This window comes from Paraburkholderia sp. JHI2823, assembly GCF_038900695.1.
GTDB classification, from domain to species: Bacteria; Pseudomonadota; Gammaproteobacteria; order Burkholderiales; family Burkholderiaceae; genus Paraburkholderia; species Paraburkholderia mimosarum.
The window spans coordinates 77,535-96,671 of record NZ_JAYMRY010000005.1; the positions used below are offsets into that span (position 1 = coordinate 77,535).

The following is a 19,137-nucleotide window of genomic DNA, read 5'->3' on the forward strand; positions in this document are numbered from 1 at the left end:
AATGATTTATTTGTTTGAGCTCTCAGAGGGGAGCTCACAGCCTGAATGACGCGTCGCCGTTTTTGTATAGGAGATTTCCGAAACGCCAGTGATGTCGCACCGCAGGGTTAACGCCGAGCGCCCGCCGTTTGAATTTAACTAACGCGTGAATTAAAGTTCAGCAATGGTCAATCGCACCGCCACCGTTTCTTCGCGTCCCCGCGGCCGGCGCCCCGCCGCCCCCGATGTCGACATCCGCGAGCGGCTGCTTGCCAGCGCCACGCAGCTGTTCGGCGAGCAGGGCATCGCGGCCACCACCATGGCTCAGATCGCGGAAGCGGCGGGCGTGACGTCCGCGATGGTCCACTACTACTTCACGAACCGCGAGAAGCTGCTCGACGCCGTGGTCGAGGAGCGCATCGCGCGCTCGATCGCGTTCGTATGGGAGAGCGCGGAACGCGAATCCGCGCGCGACCCGCAAGCGCTCGTCGAGGAACTGGTCGCGCGGCTCTTCGACGTCACCTCGCGCCTGCCCTGGCTGCCGCCGCTATGGCTGCGCGAGATCGTCAACGAAGGTGGCCTGCTGCGCGAGCGCATGCTCGAGCGTCTGCCCGTCGAGCAGTTGCAGCGCTTTGCCGCGCGCATCGGCGAGGCGCAGCGCGACGGCAGCGTCAACGCCGATCTCGAAGCGCCGCTGCTCTTCATCTCGATCCTCGCGCTCGTCATGCTGCCGCTTGCGACTTCGAAGATCTGGCTCAGCGCGCCCGGCTTCCCGAAAATCGAGCGCGAGGCGCTGCACCGGCATGTGAGCGCCCTGTTGAGCGCCGCGTTGCGGCCAGCGCCGCGCAAAGTTCGCGCGCGCCGCGCCGCGCGTAGCAAGGGAGACGCTTCATGATGCGCAGGATCGTGGGCGCGTGTGCCGCCGCCCTCGCGCTAGCCGCGTGCTCGAAGCACGGCCCGGCAGGCTGGCAAGGCTATGCCGAAGGCGAGTATGTCTACCTCTCCTCGTCGCAGCCGGGCACACTCACCGATCTCAACGTCACGCGCGGTCAAACCGTGGCCGCCAATGCGGCCGCCTTCGCCCTCGACTCGATCGAGGAAACCGCCGCGCGCGACGAGGCTCAGCATCGCCTCACGGCCGCGCAAAAGCAGCTCGCCGACCTGCAAACCGGCAAGCGTCCGCCCGAAGTGCGCGTGACCGAAGCGCAGCTCGCGCAGGCCGAGGCCAACGCGCGCAAGGCCGCGCTCCAGCTCACGCGCGACGAGGCGCAGTTGCGCGCGGGCGGCATTGCGCAGGCGCAGCTCGACGACTCGCGCGCGCAGGCCGCTTCCACGGCCGCCCAGGTACGCGAGCTGCAAAACCAGGTGCGCGTGGCGAACTTGCCGGGTCGCAGCGCGCAAGTCGCCGCGCAGGCCGCCGAAGTCGAGGCGTCGCGCGCTTCGCTCGCACAAGCGCAGTGGCGGCTCGACCAGAAGCGTGTGAGCGTGCCGAGCGGCGGCCTCGTCTACGACACGCTGTTTCGCGTCGGCGAATGGGTGCAGGCGGGGAGCCCCGTCGTCCAGATGCTGCCGCCACAAAACGTGAAGGTGCGCTTCTTCGTGCCCGAAACGGTGGTCGGCTCGCTCGCGCCCGGCCGCAAGGTCGACGTGCGCTGCGACGGCTGTGCCGCCCGGATTCCCGCCACCATCACGTGGATTTCGAACGCCGCCGAATACACGCCGCCCGTCATCTACAGCAACGAAAATCGCGCGAAGCTCGTTTTCATGATCGAGGCGCGGCCCGCCGCGCAAGACGCCATGAAGCTGCATCCGGGCCAGCCAGTCGAGGTGACGCTGCAATGAGCACCTCTACGCCGCCCACCGGCGACTATGCCATCGACGTGCACAATCTCAACAAGCACTTCGGCAACAAGCATGTCGTGAACGACGTCTCGCTGCGCGTCGGGCGCGGCGAAATATTCGGCTTTCTCGGCCCGAACGGCAGCGGCAAGACCACGTCGATCCGGCTCATGTGCGGCCTGCTCACGCCCGATTCCGGCTCGGGCACCTGCCTTGGCTACGACATCCTGCGCGAAAGTGCGCAGATCAAGCGGCACGTCGGCTACATGACGCAGCGCTTCTCGTACTGGGAAGACCTGACGATCCGCGAGAACCTCGATTTCGTCGCGCGCATCTACCAGATGCCGAAGCGCCGCGAGGCCGTCGATCGCGCGCTCGAATCGCTCGGCCTCGCGAGCCGCGCGAACCAGCTCACGGGTGCGCTCTCGGGCGGATGGAAGCAGCGGCTCGCGCTCGCGGCCTGCATGCTGCACGAGCCCGAACTGCTCCTGCTCGACGAACCGACCGCCGGCGTCGATCCCACGGCGCGCCGCGACTTCTGGGAGGAATTGCACCGGCTCGCCGCACGGGGCATCTCGGTGCTCGTGAGCACGCACTACATGGATGAAGCCGAACGCTGCCACAAGCTCGCCTATATCGCTTACGGCAAGCTGCTCACGCAGGGCACGGCCAGCGAGGTCATCGCCGGGCAGAACCTCGAAACATGGGCCATTCATGGCGAACGTCTCTCCGCCCTCGCCGCGCAGCTGCGCAACGCGCGAGGCATTGACCAGACCGTCGTGTTCGGCTCCGCGCTGCACGCGAGCGGCCGCGACCACGCGGCGCTCGCCGCCGCAGTCGCGCGCGCAGTGGAAGGGCAGCCGTTGCGCGCCGAGCGCATCGACACCGGCCTCGAAGATGTGTTCATCTACTTGATGAGCCAGGTTAAGGATAACTATGCAAATGGCGACCAAAAGCGCAGTGACGGCCGTGGAGTGACAAAGTGAGCGCGTCGTTCCCGTTTTCCCTGGCGCGCTGGTGGAGTATCGTGCTCAAGGAGTTTCTCCAGCTCAAGCGCGACCGCGTCACGTTCGCCATGATCGTCGGCTTGCCGATCATCCAGCTCACGCTGTTCGGCTACGCGATCAACACCGACCCCAAGCATCTGCCCACGGCCATCGTGGTGGGCGAGGACAGCGTGTTCGCGCGCAGCTTCGTCGCGGGCATGCGCAATTCGGCCTACTTCGACGTGATCGAAACGATGCCCGACGAGGCCTCGGCGCGCCGCGCGCTCGCGCGCGGCACGGTGCAGTTCGTGCTGAGCATACCCACCGACTTCTCGCGTCGCCTGTTGCGCGGCGAACGCCCTTCGCTCCTCATCGAGGCCGACGCGAGCGACCCCACCGCCATCACCACCGCGCTTGCGGCCGTACCCGGACTGGTCGCGCCCGTGGTCGCGAAAGATCTCACCGGCCCGCTCGCGCACCTGAACGGCACGCCCGCCGCCTTCGACGTGCAGGTGCACAGGCTTTACAACCCCGAGGGCATCACGCAATACAACGTCGTGCCGGGCCTGATGGGCGTGATCCTGACGATGACGATGGTGATGATGACGGGCCTCGCGATCACGCGCGAGCGCGAGCGCGGCACGATGGAGAACCTGCTCGCCACGCCGGCGCTGCCCATCGAGGTGATGACCGGCAAGATCATCCCCTATGTCGCCATCGGGCTGGTCCAGGCGACCATCATCGTGCTCGCCGCGCGCTACGTGTTTCATGTGCCGTTCGCGGGCGGGCTCGTCGCGCTCTATCTTTCGGCCCTGCTTTTCATTGCGGCGAACCTCACGGTGGGCATCACGCTCTCGTCGCTCGCGCAAAACCAGTTGCAGGCCATGCAGCTGACGATGTTCTATTTCCTGCCTAGCCTGCTGCTCTCCGGCTTCATGTTCCCGTTCGGCGGCATGCCGCGCTGGGCGCAATGGCTCGGCAATCTGCTGCCGCTCACGTATTTCAACCGGCTCGTGCGCGGCATCCTGCTCAAGGGCAACGGCTGGAACGAGCTGTGGCCCGCGGTGTGGCCGCTCGCCGTGTTCACGGTCGCGGTGATGATGATCGCGCTGCGCTTTTACCGGCGCACGCTGGACTAGCCCGGAGGCTCACGACGATGAAGCGCGACGCCTCCTCCATCCTTCTGCTTGGGCTCCTGCTCGCGGGCTGCACCGTCGGCCCCGATTTCCACACGCCCTCGGCGCCCGATGCCACCGGCTGGACACGCGAGCCCGTGCCGGCGGCGACCGCGAGCGCGGCAGGCCCGGGCGGCTGCGTACAGACCTTCGCCACCGCCGAGCACGCGCCCCGCGCGTGGTGGACACAGTTCGGCAGCGCGGAGTTGAACACGCTGGTCGATCAGGCATTGAGCGCGAGCCCAACGCTCGACTCCGCGCGCGCGAAGCTCGTGGAGGCGCGCGAAAACTACAACGCCCAGGCAGGCGCGACGAACTTTCCCGCCGTCGATCTGAAGCTAAACGGCACGCGCCAGAAGATCGATCTCGCCGCCTTCGGCATCACGCAGGTGCCGAACCCGCCGCCGTTCACGCTCTACAACGCTTCGGTCAGCGTCTCATACGTGTTCGATCTGTTCGGCGCCAATCGCCGTGCGCTGGAAGCCACGCTCGCCCACGTCGATTATCAGGCGTACGAAATGGAGGCCGCGCGTTTAACGGTAGCCGCCAACGTCGTGTCCACCGCCATCCGTCGCGCCTCTTTGCAGCGCCAGATTGAAATCACGCGGCAAGTGGCCGACACGCAGGCGCGCCAGCTCACGATCATGCAAGCGCGCCTGGCCGCCGGCGGCGTGGCGGAAATCGACGTGCGCAGCCAGCGCACCCTGGTTGCGCAAACGCGCGCTTCCCTGCCACCGCTCGAAACGCAGCGCGACGCAGCAGATCATCAGCTTGCGATCCTACTTGGCGTCGCGCCTTCCAGCACGCAGTTCGCCGCACCGCTCGACACCCTGTCGCTCGATACGCTGCATCTGCCCGATACGGTTGCGCTCACCGTGCCTTCCACGCTCGCTCGCGAGCGTCCCGACATACGCGCCGCCGAAGCACTGCTGCACGAGGCAAGCGCGAACGTCGGCGTGGCAACCGCCAATCTCTTTCCGCAGATCTCGCTGTCCGCGAGTATTGGATCGGAGCGCACGCATATCGAGGACGTGGTCAGCGGGCTGAACATCTGGAACGTGGGGCTCGGCCTCACGCAACCGCTCTTTCACGGCGGCGAATTGCGCGCGAAGAAACGCGCGTCACAAGCCGCGTATGAAGCCGCTTTCGCCGACTATCGGCAGACGGTCCTGCAAGCGTTGCAGCAGGTCGCCGACTCGCTCCAGGCGCTCCAGAACGATGCGGTCGAGCTGCAAGCGCGCGATGACGCCGCGCGCGACGCGCAGGCCAACGCAGCAATCGCGCAGACGCGCTACAAGGCCGGCGGCGTGAGCGAATTCGCGCTGATCGACACGCAACGCCAGGCACTCCAGACGATGCTGGACCGCACGCGCGCGCAGGCCGATCGCCTCGCGGACACCGCTGCGCTCTATCAATCCCTGGGCGGCGCAACACTCCCCGGCGCCGAGCCGCCTGCCGCAAGTGAGCAAACCCCGGACCACACCGCGCCCGCCCGGTAACGTTGCCCCGCCGCGCGGCAACCACGACCCTGTGACGGCAACCATTCGTTTCCTTCCGCCTGCGCCGCGGCTGCGCGACAATGATCCTTCCCCTCGCCCCATCCGCAAACGAGAGACACGTATGAATCAGGCATCGCTGTCCCCCGCGCAACTTTCACTCAACGATCTGGTGGCGGCCGACGCACTCGAGCTTTCGGAATGGATCCGCCTGCGCAAGGTGTCCTGCCGCGAGGTGATGAGCGCGTTCCTTGATCATATCGAGCGTGTGAACACGCCCGCCAACGCCATCGTCTCGCTGCGCGAACGCGCCACGCTGCTGGCCGAAGCCGATGAACGCGACGCCCAGCTCGCGCGCGGCGAGTACCTGGGCTGGATGCACGGCATGCCGCAGGCGCCGAAGGATCTCACGGCCACGGCCGGCATTCCCTCGACGCAAGGCTCGCCGCTGTTGCGCAACGAAGTGCCGAAGGCCGACGCCCTGATGGCCGCACGCATGCGCGCACAAGGCGCGATTTTCATCGGCAAGACGAACACGCCGGAATTCGGCCTCGGCTCGAACACCTACAACACGGTCTTCGGCACGACGCTCAACGCATACGACCCCACGCGCAGCGCGGGCGGCAGCAGCGGCGGCACGGCCGTGGCGCTCGCACTGCGCATGCTGCCCGTGGCGGACGGCAGCGACATGATGGGCTCGCTGCGCAATCCCGCGGGCTGGAACAACGTATTCGGTTTTCGTCCGTCGCAAGGACGCGTGCCCTCCGTGCCCGCCCACGATCTCTTTTTCCATCAGCTCGGCTATGCGGGGCCCATGGGCCGCAACGTGCCCGACCTCGCCATGCTGCTCTCCACCCAGGCGGGTTACGACGCGCGGGCGCCGCTTTCCCTCGCTGAAGATCCCGTGCAGTTCGCAGGCTCGCTGGAACGCGATTTTCGTTGCGCGCGCATCGGCTGGCTAGGCGACTACGGCGGCTATCTGCCGATGGAAGACGGCGTGCTCGCGCTATGCGAGACGGCAGTCAAGGAGTTCGAATCGATCGGCTGCAAGGTCGAGGCCGCGCGCCCCGACTTCGCGATGGAGCGACTGTGGCAGGCATGGCTCACGCTGCGCCAGTTTTCGTGCGCGGGCACACTCGGCGCGTTCTACCGCGACCCGGAAAAGCACCGCCTGCTCAAGCCCGAGGCGCAATGGGAGGTGGAAGGCGGTCTGAAGCTTTCCGCCGAAGACGTGTGGAACGCCACAGTCACACGCAGCCAGTGGTACAACACGCTGCTCGCACTGTTCGAGCATTACGACTACCTCGCGCTGCCAAGCGCTCAACTCTTCCCGTTCGACGCCAGCGAGCATTGGCCGAAGTCGATCGCGGGCCGCGCGATGGATACGTACCACCGCTGGATGGAAGTCGTGATTGGCGGCAGTCTCGCGGGGCTGCCCGTCATCAGCGTGCCTGCGGGCTTCGATGCGCAAGGCTTGCCGATGGGTCTGCAGATCATCGGCAAGCCGCGTGCCGATCTTTCGGTGCTGCAACTCGCTCACGCATACGATCAGGCCACGCAGTGGGTCAAGCGGCGCTTGCCCGCGCAGCTCGACGCGTAAGCAGCGGAAGCAAAAAAGGCAGCGCCGTGGCGCTGCCTTTTTTCACATCGACGCGACAGATCGTGTCAGGCCTTCACCGCGCGTGCAGCATTTCTTCCGCGCAGCCATTCGAGCGCGAGCAGCAGGCACGTGGAGAACACGATGAGGATCGTTGCGAGCGCAGCGATCGTCGGGCTGATGTTCTCGCGAATGCCCGTGAACATCTGACGCGGCAACGTGGTCTGATCGGCGCCCGCGAGGAACAGCGTCACGACGACTTCGTCGAACGACGTGGCGAACGCGAACAGCGCACCGGAAATCACGCCCGGCGCGATCACGGGCAACGTGATGCGGAAGAACGTCGTGACCGGATTCGCACCGAGCGAGAGGCTCGCACGCACGAGATTGTGGTTGAAGCCCTGCAGCGTGGCGGCCACCGTGGTCACGACGAACGGCACGCCCAGCGACGCATGCGCGAGGATCAGGCCGATGTACGTATTGGCTAGACCGAGCGGCGCGAAGAACAGATACATGCCCACGCCAACCACCACCACGGGCACGATCATCGGCGAAATGAGGACCGCCATGAGCACCGCCTTGCCGCGAAAATCGGCCTTGGTGATGCCGATAGCGGCGAGCGTGCCGAGTACGGTCGCCACGACAGTGGCAGAGGGGCCGACGATGAAGCTGTTCTTCGCGGCCATGCGCCATTCGTCGGACATCACGAGGTTCTCGTACCAGCGCAGCGACCAGCCCGGAATCGGGTAGACGAGGAACGTGCTCGACGAAAACGACAGCGGCACGATCGCGAGCACCGGCAGGATCAGATACAGCAGCGTGAGCACGACGAGCGCGCGCAATGCGAAGTACCACACGCGTTCGACGGCCGACGTATGCGGCGCAAAAAGCGGCTTGGCAAATTTCATGATCGCGCCTCCCTCAGCCAAGGCTCAGTTGCGTGCGCGTGAAGCGCCCGTAGATGAAATAGAGCACCGTGGTCGCGGCGAGCAGGAGCGCGCCGAGTGCGCAAGCCATGCCCCAGTTGATCGACACGTTGGTGAAGTACGCCACGTAGTAGCTGACCATCTGATCGCCCGGGCCGCCGAGCAGCGCCGGCGTGATGTAGTAGCCGATCGACAGAATGAACACGAGCAGTACGCCCGCACCCACGCCGGGGTACGTCTGCGGCACGTACACGCGCCAGAAGGCCGCGAAAGGATGGCTGCCGAGCGACACCGCTGCGCGCTGGTACGTGGGCGGAATCGACTTCATGACGCTGTACAGAGGCAGCACCATGAACGGCAACAGGATGTGCGTCATCGAGATGTAGACGCCCACTCGATTGAACAGCAGCGTGAGCGGATGCGAAATGAGACCCGTGCCCATGAGCGCCTTGTTGACGAGACCCTCGCCCTGCAGGATCACGATCCACGCGGCCACACGCACGAGGATCGACGTCCAGAACGGAATCAGCACGAGAATCATCACGAGATTCGCGCGGCGCTCGGAGAGCGTCGAGATCCAGTAGGCGAGCGGATAGCCGAGCAGCAGCGCGAACACCGTGACGAACACGCTGATGACGAAGGTGCGCCCGAACACGTCGAGATAGATCTGCTGATCGGGGTCGGCGGCCACGATGCGGCCGAATGCATCCTGCCGGTGATCGAGCGAAGCGAGCAGGTAGAACGGCGAGATGCGCGAGCTGTTCTTCGCGATGGCTTGCCAGTAGGTCACGTCACCCCAGCGGTCGTCGAGGTCGACGATTTTCGCGCGCGTTTGCGCGGGCGTGAGCGTGAGCGGCTTGCCGTCGTCGTCGGCGAGCGGCATGGCGCGCGCGGTCTTCGCGACCAGCGAGCGGAAGCCCGGGATTTCCACATTCAGGCGCCGCGCCAGCGCGCCCATCGCATCCCCTTCCTTAACGACGGCGAGATCCTGCGCGAGCGCAGTGTAGGCCGCATCGGGCGGCGCGCTCTTGCGGTCCCAGCCGCGCAGCGCCGTGATGGTTTGCGGCAGCGCTGTCGCCACTTCGGGGTTCTGCACGGCGCGCGTGAGCAGCGCCGCAATCGGCACGACGAAAATCAGCAGCAGAAAGATTGCGAGCGGCGCGATCAGCATGAGCGCCATCGTCCGCTTCTTCGCTTGCGCCACGCGCAGTTCGCGCTTCAGGCGCGCGGTCTCTTCGCGCGCCGCGCCGGCAACGTTGGTCACGGTCGTCATCGTAGTCACACCTGGTCTCCCCCTGCCCTGCTACACAACGCTCCGGCGCTTGCACGCCGGAGCGTCCATCTCACACTTACTTCGCGGCCCACGAGGAGAAACGCTGCTCCAGTTCGTCGCCGTGGTCGGTCCAGAACGTGAGGTTCTCCTGGATGGCGTTCTTGCCGTTGGCCGGCGAGTTCGGCAGGTTCGCGAGCGTCTTCTCGTCGAGCGCCTTGATCGCGTTGGCGTTCACCGGGCCGTACGCGATGTGTTGCGCATAGGCCTGCTGCGGCTTCGGCGAGAGCGTGTAGGCGATGTACTGCTCGGCCAGCGCCTTGTTCGGTGCGCCCTTCGGGATCGCCCAGTAGTCGAGGTCATAGATGCTGCCGTTCCAGACCACCTTGAGGTTCTTGCCCTCGCGCTGCGCGGCGTCGATACGGCCGTTGTACGCCGTGGACATCACCACGTCGCCCGCCACGAGGAACTGCGGCGGCTGGGCGCCTGCCTCCCACCACTGGATGTTGGGCTTCAGTTCATCGAGCTTCTTGAACGCGCGATCCTGGCCCGCCTTCGTCGCGAGCACTTTATAGACGTCCTGCGGCGCCACGCCGTCGGCCATCAGCGCGAATTCCATGTTGTAGCGCGCACCCTTGCGCATGCCGCGCTTGCCCGGGAATTTCTTCACGTCCCAGAAGTCGGCCCAGCTCGTGGGCGCGGTCTTGAGCTTGTCGGCGTTATAGGCGAGCGCCGTGGACCACACGAAGAAGCCCGCGCCGCAGGGCTGCTGTGCGGCCTTCATGAAGTCGCCCTTGTTGCCGAGCTTGGCCCAGTCGAGCTTCTCGTAAAGGCCTTCGTCGCAGCCGCGCGCGATGTCGCCGGTTTCGACTTCCACCACGTCCCAATCCACGTGCTTCGCGTCGACCATGGCCTTCACCTTGGCCTGCTCGCCGTTGTATTCCACAGCGGTGATCTTGTTGCCCGTCTGCGCCTGGAACGGCTCGTTGAATGCCGCCTTTTGCGCATTGCCATTGGCGCCGCCGAAGTTCACGACGGTCAGGTCCGCGGCATGCGCCGCGCCGAACGAGAGTGCGAGTGCGGCCGCGACCGCTGCAACGCGCATGGTGCCGATCTGCTTCATGGTTGAGTCCCTTCTCCTTGGTGGTTTGTCTTGCCGGGCCCTTCGATGCGAGAAACGTGGCCCGATCGTCGAGACGTTTCGCGAAACACGGCGCACGATGTCGCGCGCCGCGCCCGCCAGCGTCATGCGAACACGCGCAGATGCTCCGGCGCGAACTCGAGTGCGACCGGCTGGCCGGGCGCGAAGCCGTCGAGCGCCTCGGTGCCGAGCGGCACTTTCACGAAGCATTCGTCCTGCTGGGGCAGACCGCAGCGCATGCGCACGTGGTCGCCGAAATAGATGAGGCCGCGTGCCTCGCCCGACAGCGCGTTCGAACCATTGCGGGCCGCGCCGTTCGCCGCCAGCTTCATGCGCTCGGGGCGTATGCAGGCGATGGCCGCGGCTCCCGCCTGCGCGCCCGCCACGTTGCGGCCGGTGAGGCGCGTGCCGTCGGCGAGATGCATTTCGCAGTACTCGCCATTCACCGAGGCAATGGTGCCGCGCAGCCGGTTGCTGTCGCCGATGAAGTTCGCCACGAACTCGTTGCACGGCGATTCGTAGAGGCGGTCGACGCTGTCGAGCTGCTGCACGATGCCCTTGTCGAACACGGCCACCCGGTCCGACATCGTGAGCGCCTCGCCCTGGTCGTGGGTGACATAGACGAACGTGACGCCGAGCTTCTCGTGCAGCGACTTCAGTTCGTACTGCATATGTTCGCGCAACTGCTTGTCGAGCGCGCCGAGCGGCTCGTCCATCAGCACGAGCTTGGGCTGGAACACGAGCGCGCGGGCCAGCGCGATACGCTGCTGCTGGCCGCCCGAAAGCTGGGCGGGATAGCGCTTCGCGAAGCCTTCCATACGCACCATCTTGAGCGCGTCGTTCACGCGCTGGGCGCGCTCGGCCGTGGGCACCTTGCGCACGCCGAGCGGGTAGGCGACGTTCTGCTCGACCGTGAGATGCGGAAAGAGCGCGTAATTCTGGAACACCATGCCGATGTCGCGCTTGTGCGGCGGCACGTTGTTGAGCAGCTTGCCCTCCAGGCGGATTTCGCCGCCGGTGGGAAACTCGAAGCCGGCGAGCATCATGAGGCAGGTAGTCTTGCCGGAGCCGGACGGCCCGAGCAGTGTCAGAAACTCGCCTTGATAGATATCGAGGTCAAGTTGTTTGACAACCAGCGTTTCGCCATCATAGGTCTTGCGTACGCCGCGAAAGCTGACGATCACATCCGAGGTCTTCATTCGCCCTGTCTCCTTTGCTTGCTTTTCGCCGGTCCGCCCGCGCAATCTGACGCGATTAAATAATTATGCCGCAGGCATTAACCGGAACTGACGTGCGAATTACTATAGATGGTCCCGGCTCTATCTCATGGAGCCATTTCATTATTCCTGATGGAACCACTTCGCCATGGTCATCCTGTCCGAATGGCTCGCGGCGCAGCTCGACAAGGAGAGCGCCGAACCGGCCTATCGTCAGCTGTTACAGCTCATGCAGCAAGCTATTCTGACAGGACGGCTCGCGCCCGGCACCAAGCTGCCCAGTTCGCGCCTGCTCGCGGCCGACCTCGGCGTGGCCCGCAACACCGTGCTGCACGTGTACGACCAGTTGAGCGCCGAAGGCTACGTGATCTCCACCACGGGCAGCGGCACCTATGTCGCCGACACGCGCCCCGACTCGGCCGCCGTGAGTACGCCCACGAACAAGCCCTCGCCGGCGCGCTCCCCCGACGACGAAAACGACGCGACCGGCTCTTCCCCGCGCGGCGACATGTCGACTCGCGGCCAGCGTCTCATCGAGGAAGCGGGCGTTTCCGCCAAGCAGTGGGGGGCGTTCATGCCGGGCGTGCCCGACGTGGCCGAGTTTCCGGCCCGCACGTGGAGCCGCCTGCAGGCACGGCTGTGGAAGTCGGCCAATCATGGCTTGCTGACCTACGCGCCCGGCGGCGGCTACCGGCCGCTGCGGCGCGCGCTCTCGGACTACCTGCGCGTGGCGCGCTCGGTGCGCTGCACGCCGGACCAGATCATCATCACGACGGGCATTCACCAGTCGATCGATCTCTCGGTACGCCTGCTCGCTGACGTGGGCGACCGCGCGTGGGTGGAGGAGCCGTGCTACTGGGGCGCGCGCAGCGTCCTGCAATCCTCGGGATTGAAGCTCGCTCCTGTTCCTGTCGATGAAGAAGGCCTCAACCCGCGCGAGCAGGACCTGCGCGAGCCGCCGCGCATCGCGCTCGTCACGCCCTCGCACCAATATCCGCTCGGCATGGTGATGAGCCTCGCGCGCCGCCGAACGCTGCTCGAATACGCGCGCCAGCACAAGGTATGGATCATCGAGGACGACTACGACAGCGAGTTCCGCTACGGCAGCCGCCCGCTGGCCTCGCTCCAGGGGCTCGACGAATCCGACCGCGTGATTTACGTGGGGAGCCTCGGCAAGCTGCTGTTTCCGGGCCTGCGCATCGGCTACATGGTCGTGCCCGAGCGGCTAGCGGCCACCTTCCGCACGGGTGTGGCGGAGCTGTACCGCGAAGGCCAGCTCATGCAGCAGGCCGTGCTCGCCGAGTTCATCATGGACGGCTACCTCACCTCGCATGTGCGCCGCATGCGCACGCTCTACGGCGAGCGCCGCCAGTTGCTGATCGACGCCGTCACGCGCCATTTCGGCGACGCGCTGCCGGTCATGGGCGACGAAGCGGGCCTGCACTTCGTGCTCGGCCTGCCTGACACCGCCGACGACCGTGCCATCGCGTCCGCCGCCTACGACGCGGGCGTGATCGTGCGGCCGCTTGCGGCCTACTACAGCGTTCGCCAGGAGCGTAAAGGATTGCTGACGGGCTACGCGTGCGTGCCGCACGAGCAAATCGAACCGGCGTTTGCGACGCTCGCGCGGGTGATCGAGGAACACGCGTTTGCGAAGCCGCAAAAGCTGCGGCGCACCGGTTAGACGAGGGCGCGCCGCCAGCGTGCCGAAAACGCGAATCACCGGCTCATTTCAGCCCGAAATCGACGCGCGTGGTCGCCCCCTTGTCGTCGATGCCTTTCGCGTCGAGCTTCGGCGCGACGACGAACACGCGGCTCGGATCGACCTTGCCCTCGAAGTACTGCTGCACCGCTTGCGCGCGCTCCTGCGCGAGGTTGCGCAAGGCGGCGTCGTCAACGGGCGCGTGGTCGGCCAGTGCCTGCTTCATGTCGTCCACGGGCAGCGTCTTCGTCAAGCCGACCATGTTGCGCGGTTTCTTGAAGTCCGCGTCCTTATAGGCTTTGGTGAGGTATTTTTCGTATTCCTTGTCGTCCACCTTGACCTGCGAAGTATCGACGCTCTCGCCGTTGCCCACCGTGTCCTTCACTTTCTCCAGCCGCACGAGGTGCTCCACGTACTGCTGGCGCAGCGCGGGCGTGTCCACGGCGGGATCGACGCGGCCGATCAGGTCGATCTTGATCGACGGCTTGTCGTCCAGCGCCTTGGCGATCGTGTCGAGCTTCTTCTGGTCGGCTTCGTCGAGCGTCGCCGTGCCCGGCGTGAACTCCACGTAGCCCAGCTCTTCTCCCCCGCCGCCGAATGCGTTGGCGAGCAGCGCGAACGGCGCGGTCACCGCTTTGGCGATGAGGTTGAGCACCGCCTTCCAGATCAGGCCGCCCAGGCTGAACTCGGGGTTCGAGAGCGAGCCCGATACCGGAATGTTCACGTCGATCTCGCCCTTGCGGTTCTTGAGCAGCGAGATAGCGAGACGCACCGGCAGCTTCGTGGCCGTGTCGTTCTCCACGTGGTCGCCGAACGTGAGCTGGTCGATGAAGAGGTGGTTGTTTGCCGTGAGCTCGTCGTTCGCGAGCTGGTAATGCAGGTCGACGTTGAGCTTGCCCTTCGTGATCGGATAGCCCGCGTACTTGGCGGAGTAAGGCGTGAGGTTCGTGAGCTCGACGTCGTGCGCGCTCGCCGTGAGGTCGAGCGAAGGCTTCTCGATCAGCGGGTTCACCGTACCCTTGATCGCAATCGGCCCGTTCGCCGCGAGCTTCGCGGAAACGTCCACAGGAGCGGGCGTCGTCGATTCGGTGCCGAACGCGCCCACCTTGCCCTGGATCTGCACGAGGTCGGCGCTGTAGTTCGGCTTGATGAAGTTGTCGGTGTAGTTCACTCGGCCGTCCTGCAGCACGAGCTCGCCGAAGTGCAGGCGCACGGGATGCTTCGGCGCCTGCGCGGCCTGCACCGCGGCCGGCGCGGGAGCGGGTGCGGAAACCGCCCGCACCGGCGCGCTGGCTGCCTGCGGCGTGAGCGGCACCGGCTCGCGGCCGTCGCGCTTGCCCGCGTTCGCGTCCTGCGTGAGCGACTGCGCCGGCCCGGTTTGATGCGCGACCACGTCCTTGAGGTTGAGCTTGCCTTGCGCGTCGAGCAGCACGCGCCCGTAGAAGCCCGAGAAGGTCACGCGGCTCGCGTCCACGTCGGTGCCGCGCGCGTCGTCGTAATTCGCCTTCAGGTTCGTGAGCGCGAGCGAGCGCCAGCCCGCGAACGGGCCGGACGTGACCTTGTCGAGCATGCGCACGTCCACGAGCGCCGCGTCGCCGCGATAGTTCGCCTTGAGCGCCTTGCCCTGCTCGACGGAAAGCTGCCCCGTCATGTTGAGCAGCGCGCTCGCGACCACCGCGTTGAGCTGCTCGCCGAAGTAAGGCTCGAGCGCGGCGGCGTCGAGCCGGTTCGCGTCGATCTTCAGCTGCGCCGTGAGCGGCGCGGGGTTCACCTTGCCGCTCAGCGCGAGCGTCCCCTTGCGGTTGACGGTCGCCTTCAGGTCGAGCGGCAGCGGATGCCTCATGTCGTCGCTGATCTGCTGGATCTTCAGATCGAGCGGCGCGATGGCGAGCTTCACCGGGCGCGGCGTCGAGCTGTCCGTGAAGTTGACCGTGCCGTTGTTGAGCGTGAGCGCGTCGATCGTGTAGCGCCAGGCCGGCCCTTCCTTCACCGCCTTGCGCGCCGCGTGGATCGCCGTGCGCTCGGGCAGCGCTTCTCCGCCCGAGGCGAATTCCATGAGGGCGATCCTGCCGTTCTTCTGCCGCTCGACATTCACGGCGAGACCGGTCGCGTCGATCGAGGTGATCTGCGCCTTGCGCGCAGTGACGTCGGCGCCACTCAAGCGCACCTTGCCCTCGGCAAGCGTGACGGCCGGCTCCTTGGCACCGCGCGTGGCGAGCTTCAGCGATTGGAGCCCCAGCGTGCTTTCGCCGATCTGCACGGCGGTGGGCGACTGTGCCCAGTCCGCCTTGAGGAGCGAACTCAGGTTGAGCTTGCCGTCGATGACCTGCGCCCCGGTCATGCTATCGAGATATGGCTGGATCGGCGGCAGCGTCATCTGCTGGATTTCGACGTTCGCGTCCGCGTGCTTGCCGGCGAGGCTCAACGCGCCCGCCATCTTCACCGCGCCGCCCTGGCTGAGGTTCGTCGCGAACGTGTAAGCCGAAGCTGTTTTCGCCGTGGTCGAGAAGTTCGCGAGCGTGGTCGAGACCTGAGTGAGGTCGAGATCCACCGGCCTCGAAGCCGCTTCGTCCCTCACGTGCACGGTGCCGTTCGTGAGCGCGAACTGGCGGATCGAGAGATCGAGCGGCGCGGGCTTTGCTGCGGCGGCCGCCGCTTGCGCGGCCTCGGCAGCCGATGCCCCCGAGGCCGGCCCGGCGCCCGCGGCCGGCGCATTTTGCGCCGCCGGCGCGCCCATCAGTTTCTCGACGCTAAGCACACCTTGCTTGTCGCGCGCGACCCACAAGGTCGGCGCGTCGAGATGGATGTCGTCGAAGCGATAGACGTTCGCGAACGGTTCCAGCGAGGCTGCCGCCACGTGCAGGCTGCGCGCGCCGAAGAACGGCGCGCTGGCGTTGTCGATGGCATCGGCATCGTTCAGGTCGGTCGTGCCCGACACGCGCAGCGTGGGCTTGTCGCCCGACATCACGAAATCGAGCTTGAGGTTGGTCGAGAGCCTGCCGCTCTTGACCGTGACCGGTAGCCTGGTGGGCGAGTAGGTCAGGAGCTTCGGCACGTCGAGGTCGGTCAGGCGCAGTTCGATTTCCGATTCGCGCGACGCCGAAAACGGCTTGGTCCTGCCGTCGATGGCGAGCGTGCTCGCGCCGTCGATGCGCGCGCGCAGCATCGGCTGGACGAAGATGTCGGTCTTGGAAGGCAGCGTGGCGATGAACGGAATGCCGAGCGACCAGCGATCGATCACGTGCTTTTCGTTGAGCAGGCGATCGTCGAACGTGATCTGGCCATTCTCGATGCGGATGTTCGACACCGAGAACTGCGTGGGCTTGCTGTTGGGTTTCGAGGGCGTCGAGAACTTCTCGATGAGGTCGGAAAAGTTGAAGTGCTGTGCGTCGAGCCGCACGATCGTGGCGCGCGGCGAGTCGAGCCGCAGCTCGTCGACGATGGGCGCGCCGCGAAAGATCGACGACCACGAAGCTCGCACGACGGCGCGCGAAACATCGAAGAAGTCGCCATTGCCGCCGCGTTCGCCGATCCGCACGCGGTCCGCCTCGAGACGCAGCGTGTACGGATTGAGCGCGATACGGCCAATGCTGACGGGGCGCTCGAGCTGCTTGCTCAACTGTTGTTCGGCGACATGGCGAATTACGGGCGGCGCAGCGAAGAACCCGAGCAGGCCGAACACCACGAGGAAGATAAGGACGCCCGTGAGGATGTGCCGCGTGCGGGGCGCGCGCGCCACGGCGCGCACCGATTGCAAGGAAGAGTTGAGCGACGCTTTATTGAGGCTTGCCATGCTTGCTTGCGGGTGATGCGGCGACAGGCCCGCCGCGGAATGTGGGTCTGGTGTCGGATGTCCGGGGGATGCCGACAGGCGAAAGTATAGGTCCGATACAAGGCCTGACGACGCGAAAACGCCGCGCCAGGCATAGAAATTGGTAACGAACGGAAACGGCTTTGCAATGGCTGTCGCGCGTGTTGCGCCATGCATGAAGTGCACGGCTCGCGCGGGATCCGGAAGCGGGTTCGGGCGGCGCGTTTCACGGCGCACTTCACGGCGCCTTCGCGCGCCGTTGCGGCGAACGAAACGCGGAGGCGCAACGCCGGAGGCGCGCGCCGCCGCTATGGGTCGTTACTGAACGCTTGTCTGACCGCCTGTCACTGGCGCTCGATGGCGGGCGGCTGCCAGCTGCCGTCGGTCGCTTGCGGTTTCGGCGCGTAGAGCCGCATCACGAGACGGAAGTCGCCATGCGGCGCCGGCACCCAGTTCGCGCCGCCGCGCGGCCGTTCGGCGCTCACGTGCACGTCGAGCGATCCGTCTCGATTGCGCCGCGCGCCGCTGCGGTCGCCGAACCCGACTCGCACGGGCGCGTCGGCGTCGAGCGCGCCGTCGGCCGTATAGGCCGTGATCGACCAGAAGCCGCGCACCGGCGGCAACTGCTTCGCCGTGAAATGGATCGTGTAGCGGTTTGCGCCGTTGAGCGCATGACCGTCGCTGTCCTTGCTCACGCGCGCGCGCACTTCGTCGCGGCTGGTGGCGAGGCCCGGCGAGGTATAGGCCGCGTAGGCGCGCAGCGTGTAGTCGGGGCCGTAGTTGCCCGCGTCGTCGCCCACCCAGAGCCAGCCGTTGCCGGCCAGCAGATTGGACGGCGGCGCCGCGGCGCGCGCGCGGCCGTCCGCGAGGCCCGCCTTCACGACCGCGGCGTCCTTCGCCCCCGAGGGCAACTGCGCCGGATCGCCCGGATGCACGCCGATGTCGCCGAGAATCTTGAGCGCATGCGCGTCGTCGGGCACGGGCGGATTGTCCTCCAGCGCCAGCGCGAGGCGATTGAAGAAGCCGTTCGCGTCGAGGGCCGCGACCTGAGCGGAGGGCGTGCCCGGCGCGACCGGATCGCCGCTCTGCATCGCGCCGGCCGGCTCGCCACCGTGGGCGCCGCCTTTGCCATGCGCGCCGCGATCGTCCCATGCGGAAAGCGGCGTGACCTGCAAACCGCGCTGCAGCCGCCGCACGGCCGCGAGGTCGCCGCCGCCGCGCGTCTGAATACGCGCGAGGAACCACACATAGCGCGTCGTCACTTCCACGCGCTTCACGCGCGCGGGCAGCGTGCCTTTCCAGCCGACGGGAACGAATGCAATCGTTTGCGCCTTCGGACCGCTGACATGATCGCCGGCTTGCGCGGCACCGGTCGACCAGACCACGTTGGTCCACATGTCGAGCGCGCGCGCATCCATATAGCGGCCATGCGTGTCGGGTAGCGTCACCAGCACGGGCTCGCGGGAGAGGTCGAGCCAGCCACTCGAGGCAAGCGTGTCGAGATTGGGTTCGGGCGGGCTCGAGGCCCCGACGGGCGGCAGCGACTGCGCGTGGCGCAGCGTGTTCGGCGCGGCCTGCCCGGGCCCGCTGCCCGTGGCGGCTTCGCGCGACACGTCCATCAGCACGAGCGGATAGCCGAATACATAAGAGTCGGCGACTTCGTCCTTCATCCACCCGTTGCTCTTCGGCGCCACGCCGTCCGGCGCCGAGGCGCAGCCGGCGATCAGGGCAAGGCAGGCAAGCCCGAAACCGCTACGGTACCGGGAGAATTCTCGATGTATTGTTGTCATTTGTTCGTTGTGTGCGATGCGGGCGGTCCATGAAGTGACGTCGACCGGCCACCAGCCCTCCGCGCGGGCCCCCCCAGGGCCGCCGTGACATGCGCGTGGCGTGGCGCCAATGCCGCCGGTAGGTATCGTATCGCTCGCGCATGGGCCTGAAAAGACTGCAGCGCTCAATATTGCCTCACAGGCGCGCGCTTGCGCACACAGTCCAATC

The 19,137-nt window shown here is 66.4% G+C and carries 13 protein-coding genes; 7 read left to right on the forward strand and 6 right to left on the reverse strand.

Annotation, left to right across the window (positions count from 1 at the left end; translation table 11 throughout):
* Positions 1–163: 163 nt before the first annotated feature.
* The 6 genes from VSR34_RS08035 to VSR34_RS08060 all read left to right on the forward strand — a co-directional run bounded on the left by VSR34_RS08035 (position 164) and on the right by VSR34_RS08060 (position 7,075).
* Positions 164–874 (forward strand): TetR/AcrR family transcriptional regulator, encoded by a 711-nt coding sequence (locus VSR34_RS08035; protein ID WP_028211105.1) that lies wholly within the window; start codon positions 164–166, stop codon positions 872–874.
* Positions 871–1,821, forward strand: coding sequence for an HlyD family efflux transporter periplasmic adaptor subunit (locus VSR34_RS08040; RefSeq protein WP_342962277.1), 951 nt, complete (start codon positions 871–873; stop codon positions 1,819–1,821). The genes VSR34_RS08035 and VSR34_RS08040 overlap by 4 nt, the downstream gene beginning before the upstream one ends.
* The gene (locus VSR34_RS08045) at positions 1,818–2,804 is read left to right on the forward strand and encodes an ABC transporter ATP-binding protein (RefSeq protein ID WP_042287931.1); all 987 of its coding nucleotides are present in this window, start codon (positions 1,818–1,820) and stop codon (positions 2,802–2,804) included. The genes VSR34_RS08040 and VSR34_RS08045 overlap by 4 nt, the downstream gene beginning before the upstream one ends.
* Positions 2,801–3,943 (forward strand): ABC transporter permease, encoded by a 1,143-nt coding sequence (locus VSR34_RS08050; RefSeq protein WP_028211107.1) that lies wholly within the window; start codon positions 2,801–2,803, stop codon positions 3,941–3,943. The genes VSR34_RS08045 and VSR34_RS08050 overlap by 4 nt, the downstream gene beginning before the upstream one ends.
* A gap of 17 nt (positions 3,944–3,960) precedes the next feature.
* The gene (locus tag VSR34_RS08055) at positions 3,961–5,478 is read left to right on the forward strand and encodes an efflux transporter outer membrane subunit (RefSeq protein ID WP_342962278.1); all 1,518 of its coding nucleotides are present in this window, start codon (positions 3,961–3,963) and stop codon (positions 5,476–5,478) included.
* A gap of 121 nt (positions 5,479–5,599) precedes the next feature.
* Positions 5,600–7,075 (forward strand): amidase, encoded by a 1,476-nt coding sequence (locus tag VSR34_RS08060; protein WP_042287927.1) that lies wholly within the window; start codon positions 5,600–5,602, stop codon positions 7,073–7,075.
* A 65-nt stretch (positions 7,076–7,140) separates the two neighbouring features.
* Here the strand turns inward: VSR34_RS08060 and VSR34_RS08065 are convergent, their stop codons facing one another.
* The 4 genes from VSR34_RS08065 to VSR34_RS08080 form a co-directional block, all read right to left on the reverse strand.
* Positions 7,141–7,980, reverse strand: coding sequence for an ABC transporter permease (locus VSR34_RS08065; protein ID WP_028211110.1), 840 nt, complete (start codon positions 7,978–7,980; stop codon positions 7,141–7,143).
* A 13-nt stretch (positions 7,981–7,993) separates the two neighbouring features.
* Positions 7,994–9,271, reverse strand: a complete 1,278-nt coding sequence (locus tag VSR34_RS08070; RefSeq protein ID WP_036018524.1) for an ABC transporter permease — start codon at positions 9,269–9,271, stop codon at positions 7,994–7,996.
* A gap of 76 nt (positions 9,272–9,347) precedes the next feature.
* On the reverse strand, positions 9,348–10,391 hold the full coding sequence (locus VSR34_RS08075; RefSeq protein WP_028211112.1) for an ABC transporter substrate-binding protein: 1,044 nt from the start codon (positions 10,389–10,391) through the stop codon (positions 9,348–9,350).
* A gap of 122 nt (positions 10,392–10,513) precedes the next feature.
* Positions 10,514–11,608, reverse strand: coding sequence for an ABC transporter ATP-binding protein (locus VSR34_RS08080; protein WP_028211113.1), 1,095 nt, complete (start codon positions 11,606–11,608; stop codon positions 10,514–10,516).
* A gap of 166 nt (positions 11,609–11,774) precedes the next feature.
* Here VSR34_RS08080 and VSR34_RS08085 point away from each other — a divergent pair, with 166 nt between their 5' ends.
* Positions 11,775–13,310 (forward strand): PLP-dependent aminotransferase family protein, encoded by a 1,536-nt coding sequence (locus tag VSR34_RS08085; protein WP_028229781.1) that lies wholly within the window; start codon positions 11,775–11,777, stop codon positions 13,308–13,310.
* Between the two features lie 43 nt (positions 13,311–13,353).
* Here the strand turns inward: VSR34_RS08085 and VSR34_RS08090 are convergent, their stop codons facing one another.
* Positions 13,354–17,121: a DUF748 domain-containing protein gene (locus VSR34_RS08090; RefSeq protein ID WP_342962279.1), complete on the reverse strand. Its 3,768-nt coding sequence runs from the start codon at positions 17,119–17,121 to the stop codon at positions 13,354–13,356.
* A gap of 362 nt (positions 17,122–17,483) precedes the next feature.
* Complete coding sequence (locus VSR34_RS08095; protein WP_342962280.1) at positions 17,484–18,929, reverse strand: DUF1254 domain-containing protein; 1,446 nt, start codon at positions 18,927–18,929, stop codon at positions 17,484–17,486.
* Between the last annotated feature and the right edge of the window lie 208 nt (positions 18,930–19,137).